Raw genomic sequence first — 23,406 nt, 5'->3', positions numbered from 1 at the left:
CGAAGATAAAAAAAGCGATCTAAATTGATCGCTTTTTTATTTTAGTGTTTTAAATCTCTCGGTCTAAAGCCTGTTAGTAATAAGCCAATTAAGTAAGCGATCACACCTACAACGCATAAACCTACCACCTCTGCAACACGAATCCATTGAGAGAGTTCTCCGTTATACCAATTTAACCCAAACCAAAGCGCTGCAATCATCGCAAGGTTAGCCAAACCATATTGAAGTGCCAGTTTTTTCCAATGTGCACCAAATCGGAAAATATTACGCTTATGTAGATAAAAATAGAGCAAACCTGCATTTACTAAAGCTGAACCAGAAGAGGCTAATGCAAGCGCCATATGCTCTGCATGCCAATTGATTAGTTTAAAAAATCCAATAAATACAACGTTTAAAATCGCATTAGCTGCAACAGACATTAAACCCACACGGACCGGTGTTTTGGTATCTTGCTGCGCATAGAAACCTGGTGCAAATACTTTAATTAACATAAAGGAAATTACGCCTGCACTCATACATTGCAATGCAAGTGCTGTCATTTGTGTATCGCGTAAATCAAACTCACCACGTTGGAACAATGCCTGAATAATCGGTGTAGAAAGCATAAATAAAGCAATACTTGCTGGCAAACCAACCAACACAATCACTTTTGCTGCCCAATCGATCATACTGCGAAACTTCGCTTGGTCTTGTTCAGCATGACGTGCTGACAGTGAGGGTAAAATCACTGTACCAATCGCAACACCGATTAATCCTAAAGGTAACTCAGTCATACGTTCGGCACTGTAGAGCCAAGACACTGAACCATCTTGCATGAAAGATGCCCAAATCGTATTTAGCAATAGGTTAATCTGAGTCACAGATACACCAAATAATGCTGGAAGCATTAATTTTAAAATTCGTTCTACACCTTCATGTTTAAAATCAACTTTCGGTGGGATCAGTAAGTTTTTACGCCATAACTCAGGAATTTGTATAGCTAACTGTAAAATACCAGCCGCCACAACCGACCAACCTAAAGCTTTGATTGGCTCAGCCATATACGGTGTAAGCCACCAAGCCCCTGCAATCATTGCTACGTTCAGTAAAACAGGCGAAAAAGCTGGCGAGGCAAACGAGCCATAACTGTTTAAGATGCTACTGGCAAAAGCCGTAAGCGACATAAACATTAAATAGGGAATGGTCAGACGGAACATACTGACCGCTAAATCAAACTTTTCAGGGTCATTATGGAAGCCCGGCGCATACATATAGATAATTACTGGAGCTAAAACCATAGCCACAAAAGTCAGTAAAGTCATGACTGTCAGCAAACAGCCAAATACTCGACTAATCAGGATTTGAACTTCTGCATGCACACGACCTGTTTTATATTCGGTCAATACCGGAATAAAAGCCTGTGAAAAAGCCCCTTCGGCAAACAACCGTCGAAAGAAGTTGGGAATACGAAAAGCCACAACGAAGGTATCGAAATCTTTACCCGCACCAAACACGTTGAGCAATACGACATCTCGTACTAAGCCCAATACTCGTGACAACATCGTCATCGCACTGACAATAAAAGTCGATCGCCATAATGCCATCGTACTCACCTACAGCTATATTCGAAAGTCGCTATTGTAATGAAACTAGAAAATCTTTTCGTTGTGAAATGATGAATGAACTCAAGTTTTTTTCTGTGCTAATAACTGCCTAAAGTGCTGCCATTTAAAATAAGGTCCCGGATCGGTTTTTCGGCCCGGTGCAATGTCTGAATGCCCTGCAATATGGTTTTTAATTTCAGGATAGGCCTGACGAATAGCAGTAACAACGTCAGTTAGCACTTCATATTGTACGTCTTCAAAAGGTAAATCATCACTTCCTTCAAGCTCAATACCAATTGAATAATCATTACATTCAACTTTGGCTAAGTAGCTTGAACGCCCTGCATGCCATGCACGATCATTAAAGTTAACAAACTGTAGGACTTCACCTGTTCGTAAAATTAACAGGTGTGTAGAGACTTGCATACCTTCAATAGTCTGAAAATAGGGATGAACGGACCAATCTAATTTATTCTGGAAAAACTGTTCAATATAGCCTCCCCCAAACTGAGAAGGCGGCAAGCTAATATTATGAACCACAATCATTTGTATTTCGGTACCAGCAGGACGCTGGTTAAAATTTGGAGAAGGTACTTGTCTCGCCCCTTTTAATTGTCCATTTATAACTTCATACGGTGTGATTTGCTTCATTGAGATGCCAATAAATTGCTTGCCAATTGTTTTAGTTTAAAACAGTTAATTGCTTTTCAGAGTAGTCAGTATGATTGTTTATCGCGATTAATCTGATAAAACAGCTTATTTTTAAAGTCGACGGTGCTAATATATCGCAAGTTTTAGGGTCATCGACAAAATGGAAACCGTATGAGCATACCTCAGTCTTTGCTTGAACAGTCAATTCAAATCAATATTCAACAAGCATTACAAGAAGATATTGGGGACGGTGACATTACCGCCATGCTCACACCTGAAGATGAACAGGCTACCGCAACTATCATCAGCCGTGAAGATATGGTTTTAGCTGGACAGCCTTGGGTGAATGCGCTCATCTCAGCGTATGACAACACTGTACAGGTGACTTGGTTAAAACATGAAGGTGACCGTGTTGCTGCAAATGAAGCCTTTTTAAAGCTTGCTGGTTCTGCACGTAGCTTACTGACTGTAGAGCGCCCTGCTTTAAACTTTATTCAAACATTATCAGCTGTTGCAACAAAAACTGCTGAATATGTTCAGCATCTTGAAGGTTTAAATACCAAACTTCTCGATACACGTAAAACTTTACCGGGCTTACGTATTGCACAAAAATATGCCGTAACCGTCGGCGGCGGACAAAATCACCGCCTCGGTTTATTTGATGCATTCTTAATTAAAGAAAATCATATTATGGCAGCGGGCGGTATTGCCCAAGCGATTGCAAAAGCACATCAAATTGCGCCGGGTAAACCTGTTGAAGTCGAAGTTGAAACTTGGGATGAGCTAAACCAAGCGCTTGAAGCAGGTGCAGACATTGTCATGCTCGACAACTTTAGCCAACAACAAATGATTGATGCTGTAAAACACGTGGCAGGTCGCTGTAAACTCGAAGCTTCGGGCAATATCACTATTGAAAACTTACGCGAAGTAGCGACTACTGGTGTCGACTATATTTCTATGGGCGTGTTGACTAAAGATGTCAAAGCCGTTGATTTATCAATGCGTTTTAATGCCTAAATAAAATCAGCATCATTATTGGTATTTTTTTGCGACTTGGTCATGTCTGCCGCTTGTGTTTTTTGCCATGCTGACTGAGTCGCTTGTGCCCCACTATCCCGTGGATCGGCAGCCATTAAAACAAAAGTAACTACTGCTAATAATACAATAAAACCTTGTAGCATAAATTTTCCCCATTACTTTAAAAAATTCAGGGTTTCAAGGTAAAAGATAAATATGACCAGGCTTAGGAGATTCTGTTACAAAAGGTAAGCCTTTATTTTTATTATTCATCTATACGACAAGTTATTGCCTCTCTTCATTTATATTTCCCAACATTAGATTGTGTGAGATGTCATCTACAACCTGCCCAAAATCTATAAATATATTGTTTTTGCAATAAATCAGATATATGCAGAAAGAGAACAGGTTTTGTAGATGACAAATGCATTTGGTTACTTTGGGCGAAACCAAAGTAACGAATTAGCTACTTCCACTGGATGAATAAACGATAAGACTCCGTCGTGCTAACTAATTTAAAATAATTATTAACTAAGACTTCAGCTTAATATTCATGCATTACAGCAACTTAAGACTCTAAATATCCCATATATGGATCAGAAATTGAATCTTCTTGAGTTTCTATACGTCCTGCAAAACGGCGACTAAACGTCGCATCTTCCGCTAATGTCACCGTAAAATCATACCAACCACCAAATTCAGACATATCCCAAACCAGTTCTTTTTCAGAACTATCGGTTTCTATCGCCCATGTCTTGTTTGGCAGATAAGCATTTGCCTTGACAGTGAGCTTGACTGACTTATTACCATCATGACGCACTTTTAAATATAAATTCGCATCACACTCTTCCACACATACTCTAATTTCCGGTAATGCTTGAGTCTGATTAGCTTGACTTAAATTACCTTTAAACGCACGGTGAAAACCATTTGGTCCAAGTACCCATAAATCATACTGTCCATTGATAGTATTCCACACGTCATCAAGCTGTTTGCCCGCCTCAACCATATAACGGCGTGGAATTGCCGTAAGATCTAATCGGTTATAGACATGGAAAACGGCTGCCTGTTTACCCGTATTGGAGAACATCAGTTTAACCGTTTTTTGAGTGGCATCGACTTTGGCACTGGTGTGCAAAATATAAGGTAAAGCACGCGATGGTCGAATTCCCATTTCCTGCTGAGGAAATTGTTGCTGGCTCGGAACAGGAACTTGGGGCAATAAAGCTTGAGCGACACGAATCGCATCGGCTTCGGCTTTGGTTTTCTTCCCATCTAGTTCAGCAACAGGCAAAAGATTCGGTGTTTTAAAATTAAATGCCGTTGTTAAATCACCACATACAGCACGGCGGTATGGGCTAATGTTAGGTTCTTGCACACCAAAACGTTTTTCTAAGAATTGTAAAATAGAAGTATGATCAAAGACTTGAGAATTTACCCATCCTCCACGGCTCCACGGCGAAATCACATACATTGGAACGCGTACACCCGGACCATACACTCGACCATCTGGCTTAGGTTGAGATTTTGAAGTCGCTACTGCTGGATGGTTAAAGTACTCATAAGACACTTGTTGGTCCGTTAAAGTGGTTTTTCCATATACAACACCGTTTATATCTTTAGAAGGTGCACTTGGTGAAGGAACATGGTCAAAGAAACCGTCATTTTCATCGAAGTTCACCAATAAAACGGTTTGGCTCCACACTTGAGGGTTTTCAGTTAATGCATTTAATACTTCCTGAATATACCAAGCGCCTTGTACAGGACTAGATGGCCCTGGATGTTCACTGTAAGTTGCAGGAGCAACTAACCAACTCACTTGCGGTAATTTACCCTGCGCAATATCAGCTTTAAAAGTTCCTAGAAAACCACCGTCTGGCATGGTATTGGCAATACCTTTGTAAAGTGGTTGAGTCGCATCAATCTTTTCATCATATGCTGGACACGTTAGTGTGTCGTTACTGACAGGTTGACCAGATTGCTCATTTGCACGGCGATACTGTTTGAAACCAGCTAACGGGTTATCGGTAAAGTTATCTGGCATGTTTTGATAAACTTTCCATGTCACGCCAGCCTGCTGTAAACGCTCAGGATATGTCGTCCATTCATAACCTTCTGTCGATGGTCCAATTCCATCAAATTCGTTGACCACACTGGCAACACCTGCGCCTGTAGGTCCATTGGTTCCCGTCCAGATAAATTTACGGTTCGGGTTAGTTCCTGCATGCATGGCACAGTGGTAAGCATCACAAATCGTAAAAGCATTCGCTAAAGCAAATTGATATTCAACCTCTTGCTTTTTGTAATAGCCCATCGACTGCGGTTTTTTATATGCCACCCAATCACTCATACGACCGTTGTCCCAAGCTGCTTGTCCATCAGACCATGAGTGAGGTGTACCCGAAACACGCTGAGCATTTCCTAAGCGGCTATCTAAATGGTATGGCAATACTTTCTTTTTATTAGCATCATATTGTTCCCAAACCTTTCGGCCTTCTGTCATAGGAATGGTAAAACGGTCACCGAAACCACGTACACCTTTGAGTGTTCCAAAATAATTATCAAATGAACGGTTTTCCTGAGTCAAAATCACAATGTGTTTAACATCTTGAATAGTTCCACTTTCAACTTTGGCGTCAATTGCTAACGCTTTTTGAATACTCAGCGGGAAACTCGCCAAAGCAGCGGTCCCAAACATTGTTTTTGTAGAATTTAAAAGAAATTCGCGACGATTCATTAGTTCTATCCTGAGTTCTTATTATGGTGCACAGTGCATTTTACAATTACTGGTAGGCGGTGTTGTTGGCGATGAATTATCTGAGTCGTTATCATCGTTACAAGCACTGAGCATGAGTGCTAAAGATGCAATTAATAAAATTGAAAGTTTTCGCATTGGTTTTTCCCAAACGGTTTAAATGCGAACTACTAATAAAGCGAAAAGGTGACAGGCAAGTGATGTTTTTATGTCGATTTGATGAAGGCATAAAAAAACGCATCCGAAGATGCGTTTTTTAGAAAACTTAAACTTACCAGCCTAAAGCTTCTTGTTGCTTTTTAATGAGCTCGGCAATTCCTTTTTCAGCCATTTCTAACATGGCATTGCTCTGAGCACGGGTAAACGGTTTATCTTCAGCTGTACCTTGAATTTCAATAAACTCACCTGCTTGTGTCATCACGACATTTAAGTCAGTTTGACAGTTCGAGTCTTCTTCATAGCAAAGATCAAGCAATACTTCATCTTGATACATACCTACAGAAATTGCAGCAACTAAGCCTTTAAGCGGATCTTGCTTAATTTTTTTCTGTGCAAGTAAAACATTCATCGCATCAACCAATGCTACAGCAGCACCAGTGATTGAAGCAGTACGTGTACCACCATCAGCCTGAATTACATCGCAGTCGATGGTAATCGTGTTTTCACCAAGCTTTTTCAAATCAACCATCGCACGTAGGCTACGGCCAATCAGACGTTGGATTTCTTGAGTACGACCAGTTTGTTTGCCACGAGCAGCTTCACGATCACAACGTGAGTGTGTTGAGCGCGGTAACATGCCATATTCTGCTGTTACCCAGCCTTGACCTTGGCCTTTTAAAAAGCGTGGCACTGAGTTATCAATGCTTGCAGTACAAAGGACTTTGGTGTGACCAAATTCGACCAGCACAGAACCTTCAGCATAACGGGTGTAGTTTCGTGTAATTTTCACTTCACGTAATTGGTCTAATGCACGTTGGTCAATACGCATAATCCTTCCTAAATTCTCTTAAATACAAACTTGGGCATAGTATAGCAAAGGATTTTGACAGGTTGAGTTTATTCCCTACTTTCAAATGTAAGTCTGCACTTTTCATAACTTAAAAATAAAAATAGCCCCTTTTTAGGAGCTATTTATTGGTCTATCTATTAGGCAAATTTGAATTTTGCTTTTAATTTTTCTAATGTCTGCATCACTTTTGCAGTGGTGTGGTTTGGTAATGAGCATTTTGCTAAACGCACCCATACACTCCAGAACTGACGCATGAAATTAGCTTCATTGTAGTTAATGCCGTATTCTGCACAGAGTGCCTTAATTTTCGGTGCTACTTCTTTATAGCGGTTGGCAGGCATATCTGGGAATAAATGGTGTTCGATTTGATGGCTTAAATTACCACTCATAAAATGAAGCCATTCTGTACCACTAAAATTACTTGAACCACGAATCTGACGTAAATACCACTCTGCCTTAGTTTCAGTGTCGGTATTATCCGGCTCAAACGTTTCTGCATCTTCAGTAAAGTGACCATTAAAAATCACAGCAGATGACCACAAGTTACGAATAATATTAGCAACTACATTGCCTGCAAAAACCGGTAAAAACATAGGACCAGAGATCACAGGGAAAAACACATAATCTTTTAAAACTTGGCGCGTTGCTTTTTTACGGACCTTAGCCGCATCTTTCCACACCTGTTTCCAGCTTTTGGTTTTATAAACTAATGCATCTTCAAGATGTAGATTTTGTACACCTACATACCATTCAAAGAAAAACATTAACTGTAGAGCCAAAGGAATATTAAATAGGTGACGAGGTTCCCACTTCTGTTGATCGCTTACTCGCAAAATACCATATCCGACATCATGGTCTTTACCGACAATATTGGTATAGGTGTGGTGTACATAGTTGTGTGTTTCACGCCAGTCATCACCAGAGGCAATGGTATCCCAATCATAGGTATTACCATTCAGACTTGGTTCATTTAGCCAGTCAAACTGACCGTGCATAACGTTATGACCAAGTTCCATGTTTTCTACAATTTTAGAAATACCCAGTAAACCTGTACCCAATAACCAGACAGGAGGAATCCAGCCACCAAACATCAACATGCCACGTGATGCGATTTCGGTATAGCGAACGAAGTTACGGACTTTGTAGATATATTTTGCATCTTGCTCACCAAGACTTTGCATAACATCTTGACGAATCTGTTCAACACGACGGCCAAATTCTTCAATCTGCTCAGGGGTTAAATGAGCAGATTTAGAAACGGTAGAAAATTCTAATGCCATATTCATAGGGTTAATCCTCTTTAATTCTTTTTATAGATCAATCGTGACGGGGCTTAATGCCTGGCTCACGCATAGTTTAATTGGACGGTTCGGTTGGTCTTCAATTTCACCTGTTAACAGGTTTTGAGTAACTCCGCTTACCTTGGTACAGCTGCATTTATTGCAGACACCCATACGGCAACCATATTGTGGGCGTAAACCAGCTTGCTCTGCACTGCTAAGTAAATTCGTTTCAGCTAAAAACTCGTGTTGAGCACGGCGGAAAATAACAGGCTGTGCTGCATGTGTACCAGTCACTTGAAGTGGTTGGAAATATTCTTGGTGAAGCTGAGACTGAGCACCTTTTTGCGCATAAATTTCATTCGCCTGCTGCATCATGCCGTGGTGCCCACATATATAGGTCGCAGTCTGCGCAAAATCTGGAACCAGCTTTTGTAGTAAGCTTTCCGTTAAATGTTGTTTTTGCTCGGTGGTATTAAAAAAATGATATTGAAGCTGTGGATGCTGTTCTGCCAAAGCTTTTAATTCGGCATGAAAAATTTCTGCACGATTAAAATAAATGACATGGATTTGTTCAAGCTGCTGTTTTAAAGCTTGCTGCAAGAGTGAATAAATTGCAGTAATACCACTTCCTGAGGCAATTAAAATTGCAGGCCGCTGACCTTGATGCAAAGTAAAATCACCTTGAGGCTGTGAAATCTCAACACACTCGCCTACATGTAATAGTTGAGCTGCACGAGACACTAAGCCTTGTACTTTAATACCTAAAGCGATTTCACCTTGAGTGGTTACTTCAATAATCGAATAGCTACGTTGTTGGTAAACGCCATCGATAAGCAACGTCAATAGAATGCTTTGTCCCGCTCGAACTTGATCGAAATTAAAATTACGATTTGGTTTAAGCTTGATCAGTACCATATCGGTATGAAGCGGCTGAACAGCGGTAACTTCTGCAAGTACCCTTTTCCAAGCCCAAGTCGCGTTAATTTTCTGCAAAACAAAATCAACGAAATCTTCTCGAACCCAATGTGGTTGGTAGTTAAGTGTTGCGTTCATACGTTCCTCTTTTGTTTCTGGCTATTTATTTGAGTGAACACATGTTCGTATAGTGAATATATGTACACTATATTTATAAGTGTTCACTCAGTCAACACTTGTTCACTATTTTTTTTATGAAAGTTTGCTCTTTTTTGTTAGACTTTGGCTCACGGTTTAAATAGGTTTTTTTAATGTCGATACGGGATGAACGAAAACAGCAAAGTCGTCAGGCACTTCTCGATGCAGCCTTGCATCTGAGCACGTCTGGGCGTTCGTTCAGTAGTATCAGTTTGCGTGAAGTTGCACGTGAAGTGGGTTTAGTGCCAACAGCGTTCTATCGTCATTTTCAAGACATGGATGAACTCGGGAAAGAGTTGGTTGACCAAGTTGCCCTACATTTAAAAAGCGTTTTACATCAACTCGGCCAGAGTTATTTACAGCACAAGTCTGCAAAAACCCAAACCAGTATTGAGCTATTTGTACAGGCAGTGAACCATAGCCCTAAACAGTGGCAATTTATGATTGCTGAACGTTGGGGTGGTTCAGAAACGGTCCGTGCAGCCATTGCTAGAGAAATTGAATTTTTGATTGAAGATCTCACAACAGATCTGACTAAACTCGAAAATTTTAAACATATTCAAAACCCTCAAGACTTAAATGTCTTATCTACCATTTTGACCAATATGTCATTTACATGGGCAATGACGTGGCTCAACCTCGCCAAACAATATCAAGGTGAGCAACTTAAACAACAACAGACTGCATTTATTGAAAATGCGTCTACACAAGTTCGCTTACTGTTTAGAGGCATTGCTAACTGGGAACGGTAAAACTGGCAAATGACAAAAAACAGGTTATGTGTTAATACGTAAAGAGTGAAAGAAAAAGGCGAAAATTTCGAGAAAAGTCTTTTTCTTTTTACAGGAAGTAAACTATTCGTTAGGCCAAACTGGTGTGGGAATACCTATGAATCTTGATCGTCATACACAGTTTTTGATGCGCAAAGAAAAAATTCTAAGCGTTGCAGAAAAATTGTTACTAGAAAACAATCAGGAAATTACTCTAGATGAATTAGTGGCCGAGCTAGATATTGCAAAAGGTACGCTTTATAAGCACTTTAGAAGTAAAAATGAACTTCTGCTTGAATTGATTATTCAAAATGAAAAACAAATTTTAGAAATTTCTCAAAAATATAATACTGATTTTAAAGAATATGCACCACGATACATGCTCCACCATTTACTCACACCGGGAAAAACGATTTTATTGCATCAACTTGAAGAAAATCTGACGATGACAGAGTCTAAGTTGAAGCATCTTTTTGAAGAGCTTTATGAAGTTCGTCAACAACGTATTCTAGCGATTAAAGACATTACAGAAAGTTATTTAAAATCATTAAATTATGATATGTCGATTCGTGACTATTTATCTTATATCTGGTCACTCACTTACGGTGCATCGTTGCTTTTAAACTCAACTTATTATCAGCGCTCGATTGGTTCTCGCCAAAAATTAATTAATTTATATATTAACCAAGCCTTATCACTACCTACCCAAACCACCAATTTTGATGCGCTAAATTTTCAGATAGAAGACGAGAATTCTCAAAATTAATTGAATTATTTCGTGATTATGAAATAAATTTTATAAAAAAGGGCTTCATAAGAAGCCCTTTTTAAAGCAATAAACTTTTATTTTGCCTTACGTTCTTTTTCAATTAAGTAATTAAGGACTTGGGTAACTTTACCATCTTCACCCTGTACAACATATTTACCATTTACCACTACAGCAGGAACACCTGTTAATTGGTACTGTTGAGCAAGTTTATTTGACTCGGCAACTTTTGCAGTTACAGCAAATGAGTTGTAAGTGCTATTAAATTTTTGTTCAGGCACACCGTAACGAGTAAAGAATTTAGCCGCAGAAGCCTGGTCAAAGATCTGCTGACCATTCACCTGAATTGCATGGAATAATGGTAAATGCGTGCGCTTACGTACACCTAATGCCTCAGATGTATAGTAAGTACGTGCCCCTTGTTCCCATACTTTGTTCATGGCTGCTGGCGTACGCACAAAACGTACATCACTAGGAATTTGTTTTAACCACGTTTGCATATGTGGTTCAAGTTTAAAACAGTGCGGACAGCCATACCAAAAGAACTCACGAACTTCGATTTTCCCCGGTACTTCCACTTTGCCTGGATTGGCGATTACGGTGTAGTCTTTACCAGCAACAAAATCTGCTGCCATTGCACTACCCGATACGGCCATAATTGCTGCACTCAAACCACCCAAAACCAATTTTTTCATTGTTACAGCTTTTCCTCTAAGTTGTTATGCATTAGCTTATGCCCTAAATATAAAACAAATATGCTAAATTCGTTTTGCTTCTGTGAAGTTTTTTATTGGGTTTATCGCTTTTTTCCCAATAATCGCTACACTAACGGCGAACTACATCAAAAAGATAACCCAAGTTTAGAGGTGACACCATGTCGCAATTGAATGTTGATTTACAAGAAATCGCAAAATTTGAAGCACTTGCTGCCAAATGGTGGGATCAACATTCTGAATTTCGCCCACTTCATCAAATCAATCCTTTACGCTTAAACTGGATTGATGAACGTGCAGGTGGCCTTGCTGGTAAAAAAGTACTTGATGTCGGCTGTGGCGGCGGGATTTTGGCTGAAAGCATGGCACGTCGTGGAGCAGATGTACTGGGCATTGATATGGGTGAAGCGCCTTTAGCTGTAGGCCGTTTGCATGCTCAACAAGAAAATGTTCAAAATATTGAATATCGTCAAATTCCAGTTGAAGAATTGGCACAAGAACAAGCAGGCCAATATGATGTGGTCACTTGCATGGAAATGATGGAACACGTTCCAGACCCGGCATCCATTGTGAAAGCATGTCAGACTTTGGTTAAACCAGGTGGCCATGTGTTCTTCTCGACCATCAACCGTAACCCGAAATCTTATTTATTCGCCATTATTGGTGCTGAATATGTGCTGCGCATGCTGCCAAAAGGTACGCATGATTATCACAAGTTTATTCGCCCATCTGAAATGGCACATGACATTCGTAATGCAGGCTTAACGTTAAAAGAAATGACGGGCTTACACTACAACCCAATTACGAAGCGTTATTGGTTAGCACCAAATGTTGATGTTAACTATATGGTTCACACAATAAAGACAGGTGCATGATGAAAGCTGTTTTATTTGATTTAGACGGCACTCTCATCGATACGGCTGCCGACTTTATTCGTATTATTCAACAAATGTGCCGTGATGCAAGACGCCCTGTTGTAGAAGCCGATCTTATTCGTACACAAGTGTCTGAAGGTGCCCGTGCCATGGTCAAATTGGTCTACCCAGAGCTGGATGTGACCAATCCAATTTTCTTGGCACATCGACAAAATTTTTTAGATTTGTATGGTAATAATATAGTTGTCGATACTGACCTGTTTGAAGGGATGTATCCACTTTTAGAAGAGTTAGAAGCTCAGCAAATTCCGTGGGGTATTGTCACCAATAAACCACGTGGTTTAAGTGAATCTCTTCTAGAAAAGTTAAACCTGACAGAACGCTGTGCGGTTTTGGTATGTCCTGAAGATGTTTCTAAAACCAAGCCAGACCCGGAACCAATGTATTTGGCTGCAAAGCAGTTAAATATCCCGGCAAATGAGATCATCTATGTGGGGGATCACCCACGTGATATCGATGCTGGTCGCAATGCTGATATGTATACCATCTTGGCAGCTTATGGCTATTTACCTATCGAACATCGGGATGATTTAAACGCTTGGCAAGCCGATTCGATTGTAAATACGGTGACAGAATTACACGAGTTGTTACGTCAAAAGCTTCCTGCTCTACAGGAAAATCAGCGTATGATAAGTTAACACAAGAGTTTTATAAGTTTTTTTAACGGTTACTTATATCAATATAAAAAGAAGGAGGTTTACCAATGAAATATTCAGAATATCAACCTCGTCCGGATCTACTCAAAGATCGAATTATTTTAATCACTGGTGCTGGTGATGGAATTGGGCGAGCTGCGGCTCTCAGTTATGCTTTACATGGTGCAACTGTCGTCTTGCATGGTAGAACCTTAAATAAACTTGAAGTAATTTATGATGAAATTGAAGGTTTAGGCGCACCTCAACCTGCTATTTTACCCCTCCAGCTTTCGAGTGCTTCCGATCGCGATTATGACTTTTTAGTAAGTACACTAGAAAAACAATTTGGTCGTCTGGATGGCATTTTGCACAATGCGGGTATTTTGGGTGAGCGGGTAGAACTTGCACATTATCCAGCAGAAGTATGGGATGATGTGATGGCAGTCAATTTACGTGCACCTTTTGCTTTAACCCAAGCTTTATTACCGCTATTACAAAAGTCAGAAAACGCTTCTGTCGTATTTACCAGCTCAGGTGTAGGCCGTGAGGCACGCGCGCTCTGGGGTGCGTATTCTGTCTCGAAAGTCGCGATTGAAGCGGTGAGCAAGATTTTTGCGGCTGAGCATACTTATCCAAATATTCGCTTTAATTGTATTAACCCAGGGGCTACACGTACTGCCATGCGTGCTAAAGCTTATCCTGAAGAAGATCCGAAAACATTACCAACACCGGAGTCCATCATGCCGGCTTATCTTTATTTAATGGGTGAAGATAGCTTAACGCTCAATGGACAAAGTATTGATGCACAGGATTAAATAATTACAGATGAAAAGCTAAAATAATTTATAGCCGATCATCACATCTGGCTTGGTTATACCTGAAAAGATATATACAAGCCTTTTTTATTATTGAGAAAAACGCTGGATTTATCCGTAATTTTAATTGAAGCATTAAATGATCTTCACAGTTTCTCTGCATTTTGCGCGTACAGTATTCAACATGAGAGACATCAGATGTAAACGAGGATGCATCATGAAAAAGTTGTTCACCATCTTAGCCCTTTGCATCACTGTACTGACCACCAGTATGGCAAGCTTTGCTGATCCTCCTTTTGACCGAGGACATGGCCCGAAAGGTCCTAAAGGCGGACCTCGTGGTGAATGGAATGATCGTGGGCATAAATTTGACCGTGACGATAATGGTGATCGTGTTCGCGATGAACGCCGTATGCGTGAGGAACGTGGCTTTGAGCGTCTGAAACAACATCGTTGGCAGCCAGGTTATGTGATGCCACAGCACTATCGTGGTAATGGTTATAAAGTCGACTATAAAGACAATAACTTACCTAAACCCGATCGTAACCAGCAGTGGTACAAAATTAACAATGACTATATTTTAGTCGACACGGACTCTAACAGTATTGTGAGTATTCGCGGTTTCTAAGATAGATAGCTCCTCACTATCGCTTAGTAGGAAAGGATGAAGCTGATCGGCTTTATCCTTTTTTTATTTTTATATCAATATGATATAAAAATTTAAATCTTCTAAATTTCTTCTTATTTCATAGAAAATTTTCACATTTATTATTCTTCGCCTTCACGATTTATCTGTAATTTTTCACTAATCTTCAATTATCGAAATTTAATAGATCATTCGAGGTTTACGATGAAAAAGATAACAACAGCAATTGTTCTTTCAATGAGTGGTTTAATCGCAACAACAGCAATGGCTGCGCCTCACGACCATTATCACCACCAAGGATATGAGACAAAAACAGTTAAAGTTATCCATAAAGATGACCATGCGAATATCTGGCGTGCAGGCCAAGTCGTACCGCATCAATACCAACATCCACGTTATGTCATTGACTACCGCTCACACCAGAAATTGACTAAGCCAGGACGTTATCAAAAATGGTATAAGGTGAACGGAAATTATGTACTCGTAAATGAGCAAAGCCATAAAATTATTAAAGTAATTCGTTAAGTTCATAAAACATCTAACACCCAAAGCTAATTTGGGTGTTTTTTTATCTAAAACATGCGGCTTTAATCTTTTTTGTTTAGAATCCTCTTTATATCTTTTTGCTGTTGATTCGAGATCGGTATGCCAACTAAGTCTTTAGAGAAATCACATAATAATACCCAGCATTATGTACATTGGTTCCGACATTCAGCACCCTACATCAATGCGCATCGTGATAAAACTTTTGTTTTAATGTTTGGCGGTGAAGCAGTCCGCGATCCTAATTTCGAACATATTATTCACGATATTGCCTTATTACATTCTCTTGGCATTCGCTTAATCTTAGTGCATGGCGCACGTCCACAAATTAATCACAACCTTAAAGAAAAAGGGATTGAAACCCCTTTTTATGATAACTGCCGTATTACTACACGCGAATCTTTAAGCTGTGTTATGAGTGCTGTAGGATCTATTCGGTTAGAAATCGAAGCATTGTTATCTATGGGCTTAGCCAACTCTCCAATGTATGGCGCTCGAATAGATGTCGTATCAGGTAATTTTGTAACCGCTAAACCTTATGGTATTCGTGAAGGAATGGATTTTCAGCTTACAGGCGAAGTTCGTTCAATAGATACTGACGCGATTGAACGTCATCTTGATAACAATAATATTGTTTTACTTGGCCCAACGGGCTATTCAACCACAGGTGAAGTATTTAATTTAAGAGCTGAAGAAGTTGCAACCAAAACTGCGACTTATTTAAAGGCAGATAAATTAATCTTTTTAGGTGAGCAACAAGGTTTACCTAACGAAGATGGGCAATTACTGCGTGAATTAAGCCCACACCAGCTTGATTACTATATTCAACAATACCAAACCACACACCCAACCCTAACCCTACATTTGCAAGAAGCAAAAAAAGCATCTTTATCGGGTGTACATCGTGTCCATCTAATTTCTTATTCTTATGATGGTGCACTTATTGAAGAACTCTTTACGCGTGATGGTGTGGGTACCATGATTACCGATGCGCATTATGAAGAAGTTCGTATGGCGCATATTCAAGATGTCGGCGGATTAATGAACCTTTTACGCCCATTAGAAGAAGAAGGCATTTTGGTGTATCGCTCACGTGAGCGTTTAGAACAAGAAATTAACCAGTTCGCTGTCATTGAACGAGACGGTATGATTTTGGCCTGCGCTGCCCTTTATCCAATTCCGACTGAGTTTAATGAAACACGTTCAGCAGAAATTGCTTGTGTGGCAGTACACCCAAGTTATCGTAAATCGAACCGTGGCAGCCAAATTCTGCAATTTCTCGAAGAAAAGGCCAAACAACAAGGCATTCGTCAATTGTTCGTTTTAACCACCCGTACCGCGCACTGGTTCTTAGAGCACGGTTTCCATCAGGTGAGTGTGGATGACTTACCAAATGCCCGTCAGGCACTTTATAACTATCAAAGAAATTCTTTAGTCTTTAAAAAATTGCTTCCCTAGACTATGCATTTTTTAAGATATTCTTATTTCAGATAAGCTTAGTCTAAAAAGTACAACTATAAAGGTAATTAATGTATGGTTGTACTTTTTTTAAATCTTTAAATTTTGCTATTTTAATAATTTTTATTTTATTTACATATACTTAAATATCTTTTTATAAATATTATTCTGTTCAATAAATCATTTTTTTGCATAAGTTTATCGCCGAAAGTTTTTAGCTTTTTTTTGCATAAATAAAGACTGAATATTTATTTTTTACGAAATAAAAATCCCTTTAGGGTATCTGCTCATCCAATTATTTTTCTTTTTCTCTTTCGGGGAGCACGAAACCACATGGCACTTTTTAATTCCACTTCATGGGCAAAATATTCAGTCATTGCTGCCAGCCTTGCGGGAGTGATGATGCTAGGTGGTTGTGCCAAAAAAGAGGAGCACACCACAACAACTTTAAATATCGGCTATCAGAAATATGGCATCCTTCCTATTCTAAAAGCACGTGGTGACTTGGAAAAAGCGCTCAAAGATCAAGGCGTACAAGTGAAATGGGTCGAGTTTCCTGCAGGACCTCAATTACTTGAAGGCCTAAATGTAGGAAGTGTTTCGTTAGGCGAAGCAGGTGAAGCACCACCTATTTTTGCTCAAGCAGCCAATCCAAATTTAGTTTATGTTGCAAATCAACCTGCTGCACCAAAAGCAGAAGCGTTATTGGTACAAAAAGATTCTCCAATCCAGTCTATTAAAGACTTAAAAGGAAAACGTGTCGCACTGAATAAAGGTTCGAATGTTCACTACCTTTTATTAAAAGTCTTAGAAGCAAATCACTTGAGCTTAAGTGATATTCAACCTGTTTATTTACCACCATCAGATGCGCGTGCAGCCTTTGAAAAAGGAGCTGTCGACGCATGGGTGATTTGGGATCCGTTCTTTGCAGCAGCTGAACATCAAATTCAGGCCCGCGTTCTGGCAACAGGTGAAAACTTGGTAAGCAATCATCAGTTCTACTTAGCTGATCGTAAATTTGCAGAAAATAATCCAAAAGTTCTGAACACGGTTGTACAAACGCTAAACCAGACAACCCAATGGGTCAGCACACACCAAGATGAGGCTGCCAAGCTACTCGAAAAACCTACGGCACTTGAGTTCGATGTACTCAAAACCTCCATTTCACGTATGGGTTTTGGAGTTCAGCCAATATCTGACAAGGTAGCTCAAGAACAACAATATGTAGCTGATGCCTTCTACGCGCAAAAGCTCATTCCCAACAAGCTCACCATTCAAGAAGCCATTTTAAAACTGAAATAAACCCAGCTTGGGCACAGCTTAAATAACGATATAAATGCTGTGCCTTGTGTTAAGGGAACAAGGATATCAATATGCAACATCAGTCATTATTTAATAAGAGTCAGTGGACTCAGTTAGTTAAGCGCTTTAGCGCGGTCGCTGTATTAGGTTTCACAATCGCAGCACCTGCTTGGGCAATTGACCCAACAGTGAAAGAACTTCGTATTGGTTTTCAAAAAAGTTCGATTAACTTCGCGATTGCCAAACAGCAAAAACTATTTGAACAAGAATTTCCAAATGCCAAAATCACTTGGAATGAGTTCCCCGCTGGCCCTCAAATTTTAGAAGCCTTAGCTGTTGGCTCACTCGATGTTGGCGTTACTGGAGACACGCCCCCGGTCTACGCTCAAGCCGCTGGCAAGCCTTTATATTACATTGCTTATGAAGCAGCCAAACCATTGGCCTCAGCAATTTTAGTTCCCAAAAACTCACAACTAAAACAGCTTAAGGACCTAAAAGGTAAACGTATTGCGCTACAGAAAGGTTCTAGCTCACATTACCTACTTGTACAGGCCGTACGTAAAGCAGGCTTAAAATGGAGCGACATTACGCCAATTTGGCTCACACCTGCCGATGCCCGCGCTGCATTCCAAAAAGGAGCTGTTGATGCATGGGCAATATGGGATCCGTACTACGCTTCAGCACAATTAGAAGACCAAGCTCGTGTTCTTGCATCTGGTAAAGGTCTAAGCCCGAACTATACCTTTTACTTAGCCGCTCCAAATTTTGTTAAGCAATATCCAAAAGCTGTTCCAGGACTCATCAAGCAGATCAATCAAGCTGACAAATGGGTCCAAAGCCATCAAGTCGAAACGGCAAGTGCGATTGGCCAAAGTACAGGCTTAAAACCTGCGACCAGTGACTTATTTATTAAACGCCGTCCACGCCCATCATCGGCAGCTCCACTTAACAGCAAAGTCATTGCTGAACAACAGCAGCTTGCAGACATCTTTACTCAACAAGGCATCATCCCTAAACCAATCAGCATTAAACAAGCTGTTTGGGGTGCCAAGTAACTTCAATAGATATATAGGTAATGCACATGAAAATTTTCTGGTTTATTCCTACCCACGGTGATAGTCGCTATTTAGGTACAAGTAAAGGCGCTCGTCAGGTTGACCATGCCTATATGAAGCAAATTGCTGTGGCAGTAGATAACTTGGGTTACGAAGGTGTACTTATTCCAACGGGCCGTTCATGTGAAGACCCATGGATTACGGCGGCAAGCCTAATCGATGCAACTCAACACCTTAAGTTTTTAGTTGCGTTACGTCCGGGGGTAACAACACCAGCGTTGGCAGCTCGTATGGCTGCAACATTTGACCGCTTGTCGAATGGTCGTGTTCTACTCAACTTAGTGACTGGTGGTGATGAAGCAGAACTACGTGGTGATGGTTTATATGAAGATCACTCAACGCGTTATCAAACAGCCAATGAATACGTAAAAATCTGGCGTGAAATTTTGACACGCTCACATACGGGTGAAGCTTTTACATTCCACGGTGAACGCTTACAAGTAGATGATGCAAAACTACTTTACCCACCTGTACAAAAGCCTTATCCACCTCTTTGGTTCGGTGGTTCTTCAGATGTCGCTGTTGAACTCGCGGCTGAGCAAGTCGACACCTACCTAACTTGGGGTGAACCACCAGCAGCCGTAAAAGAAAAGATCGAACATGTTCGTGCCAAAGCTGAGGCTAAGGGCCGTAAATTAACTTATGGCATTCGTTTGCATGTCATTGTTCGTGAAACCAATGAACAAGCATGGGCAGCAGCTAACGAGCTTATCCAATATCTGGATGATGCAACTATTGCTGCAGCACAGAAAAAATTTGCACAAATGGACTCCGTGGGTCAGCAACGTATGGCGGCTCTACACGGCGGTAATCGAGACAAACTTGAAGTATCCCCAAATCTTTGGGCAGGTATCGGTCTAGTCCGCGGTGGTGCAGGTACAGCACTTGTCGGCGATCCTGAAACCGTTGCTGCACGTATTCAAGAATATGCGGATTTAGGTATCGATACCTTTATTTTCTCAGGCTATCCACACCTTGAAGAGTCAATCCGTTTTGCAGAGTTAGTATTCCCATTATTACCAATCGAGACCCGAGCTAAACTTGCTCAACCAAACTTAACCGGTCCATTCGGTGAAATCATTGCCAACAACTATGTTCCAGACGAGAAGAAACAAAATAGTTCCGTCAAGGAGCCTGCATGAGCAAAGATATAAATATTGTTTCACGTGGAACGAAGCAAGTCGGGCAGCGTCTGCTGCCTTGGATTTTCCCGATTGTTCTATTGGTTGTCTGGCAAATTGCATCGAGTTCAGGCCTTTTAGAAAATCGTATTCTGCCGGCTCCTACGGCTGTCGTTTCTGCTTTTTGGCATCTACTCATTAGCGGCGAGCTTTGGCAGCACGTTAAAGTCAGTACAGGACGGGCCTTACTCGGACTATTTATTGGTGGTGGTTTAGGTTTGCTATTAGGTCTGCTCAATGGGTCTTCGCGTTTCGCCTCTACCCTGCTCGATACAACCTTGCAAATGATTCGTAACATCCCAGCATTAGCACTTATTCCACTGGTTATCTTGTGGTTCGGTATTGATGAAACAGCCAAATTATTTTTGGTGGCGGTCGGAGTCTTCTTCCCTATTTATATCAACACCTATCACGGTATCCGTTCAGTCGATCCACAATTAATTGAGATGGGTAAAAGCTATGGTCTTTCACGTTGGCAGCTTTACAAAGAAATTATTCTACCAGGTGCGATGCCCTCGATTTTAGTTGGTTTACGTTTTGCTTTAGGTCTGGTTTGGGTGCTGCTCATTGTAGCTGAGACTATTTCAGCACAAGCAGGTATTGGCTATATGACTATGAATGCACGAGAGTTTTTGCAAACTGATGTGGTTCTGGTCGGTATTCTTCTTTATGCCCTATTAGGCAAATTAGCCGATGTTCTAGCGCAACTTTTGGAACGTTATTTACTACGCTGGCATGCTGGTTATCAAAAATAAAGGAGCCTAAAATATGACAAATCTGAATTTAAATATTAATCAGAATGACGTAGAGCTCATTCCAGAAAACCATTCAGAGTCACAAGAACCTGTGGTAGGCGCAGAGATTCTGATTGAACAGCTTTATAAGTTTTATGGTGAAGTTAAAGTTCTTGAAGATCTTAACCTTCATATTCAACCGGGTGAATTTTTAGCTATTGTTGGTCGTAGTGGCTGCGGTAAAAGTACTTTATTGCGCTTAATTGCCCAACTTGAAAAAGCCAGTTTTGGAGAAATAAAATTTAAATCTGCCCGACATTTGCGTGAAGGTGTTACTAACGATGACATACGGGTTATGTTTCAAGACCCACGGTTACTTCCTTGGAGAAATATTCTTCAGAACGTTCAACTTGGGCTACCAAAATCGCAACATGCTTTGGCAGAAGAATTATTAGAAAAAGTAGGTTTAAAAGAAAAAGCGGGACAATGGCCTTCACAGCTCTCTGGTGGACAACGACAACGTACCGCCCTAGCCCGTGCGTTATCTCATACTCCCCGTATTTTATTGTTAGATGAACCTTTGGGTGCATTAGACGCGTTAACTCGTCTTGAGATGCAAAGCTTGATTGAACGTTTATGGAAAGAGCAAGGTTTTACTGCCATTTTAGTTACACACGATGTAAGTGAAGCAGTGCAACTGGCTGACCGCATTATATTGTTAGATAAAGGTCAGATTGCTCAAAGTTTTCAAGTTAATTTGCCGCGTCCACGGAAAAAGAGCATTACTTTTGCTCAGCTTGAACAACAAGTACTCGATGCCGTTTTAGCCACTTAAGGTTGAGATGAGTAATGAGAACCATTCAACCGAAAAATGCCCAATTAACGAGCAATAAAACTGATGATTTATTGCTCTTTTTTAGGGCGAAGATTAAAAAATATTTTTAAGAATAACAATAAACTAGTGAATCTCTCTATTTTTTGCACAATAGTATATCTATTGCTCAAATAACTATCCGTTTTTTCACTAAAAAAGTGAGACACCTGTGCACAAATCAAACGATTTACCTTACAATGGGAACACTATCTTTTTAATTTATGCAGCAAATGGAACAAAAGAAGAGTACCCAAAAGCGCAATCAGCTTCTTGCTGCCGCCCTTGATGTGTTTTCACTATATGGGTTCAGTGGCGCAAGTCTGGATGAAATTGCCCAACTCGCTGACATGCATAAGTCGAATATTTTCTATTACTATGAAAATAAAGAGTCTTTATATGTGGAAGTGCTGACCACAGTTTTACAAAAATGGCTAGCTCCCTTACAAACCTTAGAAGCTGAGTTAGAACCAGCCGAAGCCTTGTCTCATTATTTAATTCAAAAAATCGAACTTTCTCGTAGCCAACCAAAAGCTTCGCGACTATTTGCTTTAGAAATTATTCAAGGGGCACCGCATATTTTGCCTATACTGAAAGGGCCCTTGAAAAAGCTATTTAAGCGCAAAGCTAAGGTCATTCAAACTTGGCAAGAGCAAGGAAAAATTTCACCGGATATCGACCCGGAACTTTTAATTCTCAATATTTGGGGTCTTACGCAAAATTATGCCGATTTTGCAACTCAAATGGAAATGGTAACCGGGAAAACGCTTCGTAACCGCAGTATGTTCCAGCGTTCGATTGAGCATACGGTACATATGATGCTCTACGGTGTATTACCTCGCTAAAATAAAAAAGATCGGCAAATTTGCCGATCTTTTTTTAGAAATGATTTTGATAAAGTGCTAAAAGCTTTTGTGCACCCAATAATAAGTTTTCTTCCCAATCCAAATGAGCCGTATCATCTGCTCCATCAGTAATATATTTCACCGAAATTAAACGTACACCTAACTTGTGGCAAACTTTTGCTAACGCATAACCTTCCATATCGACTACATCACAAGCGACCTTCGGCTGACCCGTTTCAAATGAGTCCCCTGTCCCACAAATTCCTTTTGGTAAATCCGCAAAATGCGTTTGGAGATGAATTTCAGCCGCCAAGTGGTCATCTAACGGCGTTACCCCAACTTCAAATCCTAAAGGTGAAACGTCCATATCGCGTTGTACAAAAGTTTTTATTTCTACTAAATCGTGCCGATTAAAAGATGAACTTCCTGCTGTACCTAAGTTAATTAAAGTTTTACAGTCTGTTTTTTGAATAACTTCAAACGCTTTAAAAGCAGCGTTGATCTTACCAATACCACTGTAATGGACTTCGATACCTGCTTGCTCGAATAAACCTTTAGACTCGTTGGGAAGTGCCATAATTAAAGCGGTATCTGTGTTCATTCAAAAAGCTCAAATCAGAATTAACAAAATTAGAAAGTAAGTATAAATCAGGTGCAAAAGCTTTT

At 40.3% G+C, this 23,406-nt stretch carries 25 protein-coding genes; 15 read left to right on the top strand and 10 right to left on the bottom strand.

Annotation, left to right across the window (positions count from 1 at the left end; translation table 11 throughout):
- Nucleotides 1–41: 41 nt before the first annotated feature.
- On the bottom strand, nt 42–1,592 hold the full coding sequence (gene murJ, locus EGS71_RS13285; protein WP_171252301.1) for a murein biosynthesis integral membrane protein MurJ: 1,551 nt from the start codon (nt 1,590–1,592) through the stop codon (nt 42–44).
- 72 nt (nt 1,593–1,664) lie between these two features.
- On the bottom strand, nt 1,665–2,234 hold the full coding sequence (ampD, locus tag EGS71_RS13280; RefSeq protein WP_000810015.1) for a 1,6-anhydro-N-acetylmuramyl-L-alanine amidase AmpD: 570 nt from the start codon (nt 2,232–2,234) through the stop codon (nt 1,665–1,667).
- 171 nt (nt 2,235–2,405) lie between these two features.
- On the opposite strand from ampD, the gene nadC reads away from it, so the two are divergent.
- Entirely contained in the window at nt 2,406–3,251 is an 846-nt protein-coding gene (nadC, locus tag EGS71_RS13275) for a carboxylating nicotinate-nucleotide diphosphorylase (protein ID WP_000026920.1), read from the top strand.
- On the opposite strand, the gene EGS71_RS13270 is transcribed toward nadC, so the two are convergent.
- The 6 genes from EGS71_RS13270 to EGS71_RS13250 all read right to left on the bottom strand — a co-directional run bounded on the left by EGS71_RS13270 (nt 3,248) and on the right by EGS71_RS13250 (nt 9,351).
- A complete protein-coding gene (locus EGS71_RS13270; RefSeq protein ID WP_000938939.1) occupies nt 3,248–3,415 on the bottom strand; it encodes a hypothetical protein in 168 nt (55 codons plus the stop codon). The two genes, nadC and EGS71_RS13270, sit on opposite strands and share 4 nt — an antisense overlap.
- Nucleotides 3,416–3,819: 404 nt before the next feature.
- On the bottom strand, nt 3,820–5,988 hold the full coding sequence (locus EGS71_RS13265) for a phosphocholine-specific phospholipase C (protein ID WP_025464947.1): 2,169 nt from the start codon (nt 5,986–5,988) through the stop codon (nt 3,820–3,822).
- Nucleotides 5,989–6,009: 21 nt separating this feature from the next.
- Complete coding sequence (locus EGS71_RS22890; RefSeq protein WP_254998469.1) at nt 6,010–6,144, bottom strand: hypothetical protein; 135 nt, start codon at nt 6,142–6,144, stop codon at nt 6,010–6,012.
- A gap of 133 nt (nt 6,145–6,277) precedes the next feature.
- Nucleotides 6,278–6,994 (bottom strand): ribonuclease PH, encoded by a 717-nt coding sequence (gene rph, locus EGS71_RS13260; protein ID WP_001217232.1) that lies wholly within the window; start codon nt 6,992–6,994, stop codon nt 6,278–6,280.
- 158 nt (nt 6,995–7,152) lie between these two features.
- Nucleotides 7,153–8,295 (bottom strand): fatty acid desaturase family protein, encoded by a 1,143-nt coding sequence (locus EGS71_RS13255; protein WP_085946135.1) that lies wholly within the window; start codon nt 8,293–8,295, stop codon nt 7,153–7,155.
- Between the two features lie 30 nt (nt 8,296–8,325).
- Nucleotides 8,326–9,351 carry a ferredoxin reductase gene (locus tag EGS71_RS13250; protein ID WP_002009520.1) on the bottom strand — a complete coding sequence of 342 codons (1,026 nt, stop codon included), beginning with the start codon at nt 9,349–9,351 and terminating at the stop codon, nt 8,326–8,328.
- Nucleotides 9,352–9,524: 173 nt separating this feature from the next.
- Between EGS71_RS13250 and EGS71_RS13245 the strand changes: the two genes are divergently transcribed.
- Both EGS71_RS13245 and EGS71_RS13240 read left to right on the top strand, forming a co-directional pair.
- Nucleotides 9,525–10,163, top strand: a complete 639-nt coding sequence (locus EGS71_RS13245) for a TetR family transcriptional regulator (RefSeq protein ID WP_000027529.1) — start codon at nt 9,525–9,527, stop codon at nt 10,161–10,163.
- Between the two features lie 136 nt (nt 10,164–10,299).
- Entirely contained in the window at nt 10,300–10,947 is a 648-nt protein-coding gene (locus EGS71_RS13240; RefSeq protein WP_001047027.1) for a TetR/AcrR family transcriptional regulator, read from the top strand.
- A gap of 77 nt (nt 10,948–11,024) precedes the next feature.
- Here the strand turns inward: EGS71_RS13240 and EGS71_RS13235 are convergent, their stop codons facing one another.
- Nucleotides 11,025–11,642, bottom strand: coding sequence for a thiol:disulfide interchange protein DsbA/DsbL (locus EGS71_RS13235; RefSeq protein WP_000737567.1), 618 nt, complete (start codon nt 11,640–11,642; stop codon nt 11,025–11,027).
- A gap of 179 nt (nt 11,643–11,821) precedes the next feature.
- Between EGS71_RS13235 and ubiG the strand changes: the two genes are divergently transcribed.
- From ubiG to EGS71_RS13175, 12 genes are all read left to right on the top strand, one after another.
- Nucleotides 11,822–12,535: a bifunctional 2-polyprenyl-6-hydroxyphenol methylase/3-demethylubiquinol 3-O-methyltransferase UbiG gene (gene ubiG / locus EGS71_RS13230; protein WP_000080757.1), complete on the top strand. Its 714-nt coding sequence runs from the start codon at nt 11,822–11,824 to the stop codon at nt 12,533–12,535.
- Complete coding sequence (locus EGS71_RS13225; protein WP_000973871.1) at nt 12,532–13,233, top strand: HAD family hydrolase; 702 nt, start codon at nt 12,532–12,534, stop codon at nt 13,231–13,233. The genes ubiG and EGS71_RS13225 overlap by 4 nt, the downstream gene beginning before the upstream one ends.
- A 65-nt stretch (nt 13,234–13,298) precedes the next feature.
- The gene (locus tag EGS71_RS13220; protein WP_000877608.1) at nt 13,299–14,045 is read left to right on the top strand and encodes a YciK family oxidoreductase; all 747 of its coding nucleotides are present in this window, start codon (nt 13,299–13,301) and stop codon (nt 14,043–14,045) included.
- 217 nt (nt 14,046–14,262) lie between these two features.
- Nucleotides 14,263–14,673, top strand: a complete 411-nt coding sequence (locus EGS71_RS13215; protein ID WP_000732887.1) for an RcnB family protein — start codon at nt 14,263–14,265, stop codon at nt 14,671–14,673.
- Between the two features lie 222 nt (nt 14,674–14,895).
- The gene (locus EGS71_RS13210; protein WP_000724539.1) at nt 14,896–15,216 is read left to right on the top strand and encodes an RcnB family protein; all 321 of its coding nucleotides are present in this window, start codon (nt 14,896–14,898) and stop codon (nt 15,214–15,216) included.
- Nucleotides 15,217–15,336: 120 nt separating this feature from the next.
- The gene (argA, locus tag EGS71_RS13205; RefSeq protein WP_001142457.1) at nt 15,337–16,692 is read left to right on the top strand and encodes an amino-acid N-acetyltransferase; all 1,356 of its coding nucleotides are present in this window, start codon (nt 15,337–15,339) and stop codon (nt 16,690–16,692) included.
- 333 nt (nt 16,693–17,025) lie between these two features.
- The gene (locus tag EGS71_RS13200; RefSeq protein ID WP_001173276.1) at nt 17,026–17,994 is read left to right on the top strand and encodes a sulfonate ABC transporter substrate-binding protein; all 969 of its coding nucleotides are present in this window, start codon (nt 17,026–17,028) and stop codon (nt 17,992–17,994) included.
- A 71-nt stretch (nt 17,995–18,065) separates the two neighbouring features.
- Nucleotides 18,066–19,049 (top strand): sulfonate ABC transporter substrate-binding protein, encoded by a 984-nt coding sequence (locus tag EGS71_RS13195; RefSeq protein WP_001164668.1) that lies wholly within the window; start codon nt 18,066–18,068, stop codon nt 19,047–19,049.
- Nucleotides 19,050–19,075: 26 nt separating this feature from the next.
- The gene (gene ssuD / locus EGS71_RS13190; RefSeq protein ID WP_000689552.1) at nt 19,076–20,251 is read left to right on the top strand and encodes an FMNH2-dependent alkanesulfonate monooxygenase; all 1,176 of its coding nucleotides are present in this window, start codon (nt 19,076–19,078) and stop codon (nt 20,249–20,251) included.
- A complete protein-coding gene (gene ssuC / locus EGS71_RS13185) occupies nt 20,248–21,045 on the top strand; it encodes an aliphatic sulfonate ABC transporter permease SsuC (RefSeq protein ID WP_000031024.1) in 798 nt (265 codons plus the stop codon). The genes ssuD and ssuC overlap by 4 nt, the downstream gene beginning before the upstream one ends.
- A 13-nt stretch (nt 21,046–21,058) precedes the next feature.
- Nucleotides 21,059–21,859 carry an ABC transporter ATP-binding protein gene (locus EGS71_RS13180; RefSeq protein WP_000183291.1) on the top strand — a complete coding sequence of 267 codons (801 nt, stop codon included), beginning with the start codon at nt 21,059–21,061 and terminating at the stop codon, nt 21,857–21,859.
- Between the two features lie 260 nt (nt 21,860–22,119).
- Nucleotides 22,120–22,740, top strand: a complete 621-nt coding sequence (locus tag EGS71_RS13175) for a TetR/AcrR family transcriptional regulator (RefSeq protein ID WP_001186827.1) — start codon at nt 22,120–22,122, stop codon at nt 22,738–22,740.
- A 34-nt stretch (nt 22,741–22,774) separates the two neighbouring features.
- On the opposite strand, the gene EGS71_RS13170 is transcribed toward EGS71_RS13175, so the two are convergent.
- Nucleotides 22,775–23,341 (bottom strand): 5'-nucleosidase, encoded by a 567-nt coding sequence (locus EGS71_RS13170; RefSeq protein ID WP_001090741.1) that lies wholly within the window; start codon nt 23,339–23,341, stop codon nt 22,775–22,777.
- Between the last annotated feature and the right edge of the window lie 65 nt (nt 23,342–23,406).

Source organism: Acinetobacter sp. FDAARGOS_559, from assembly GCF_003940475.1.
Taxonomy (GTDB): Bacteria; Pseudomonadota; Gammaproteobacteria; order Pseudomonadales; family Moraxellaceae; genus Acinetobacter; species Acinetobacter baumannii.
Note: the sequence above shows the minus strand (reverse complement) of the source record. Positions and strands in the feature narration are given on the sequence as shown.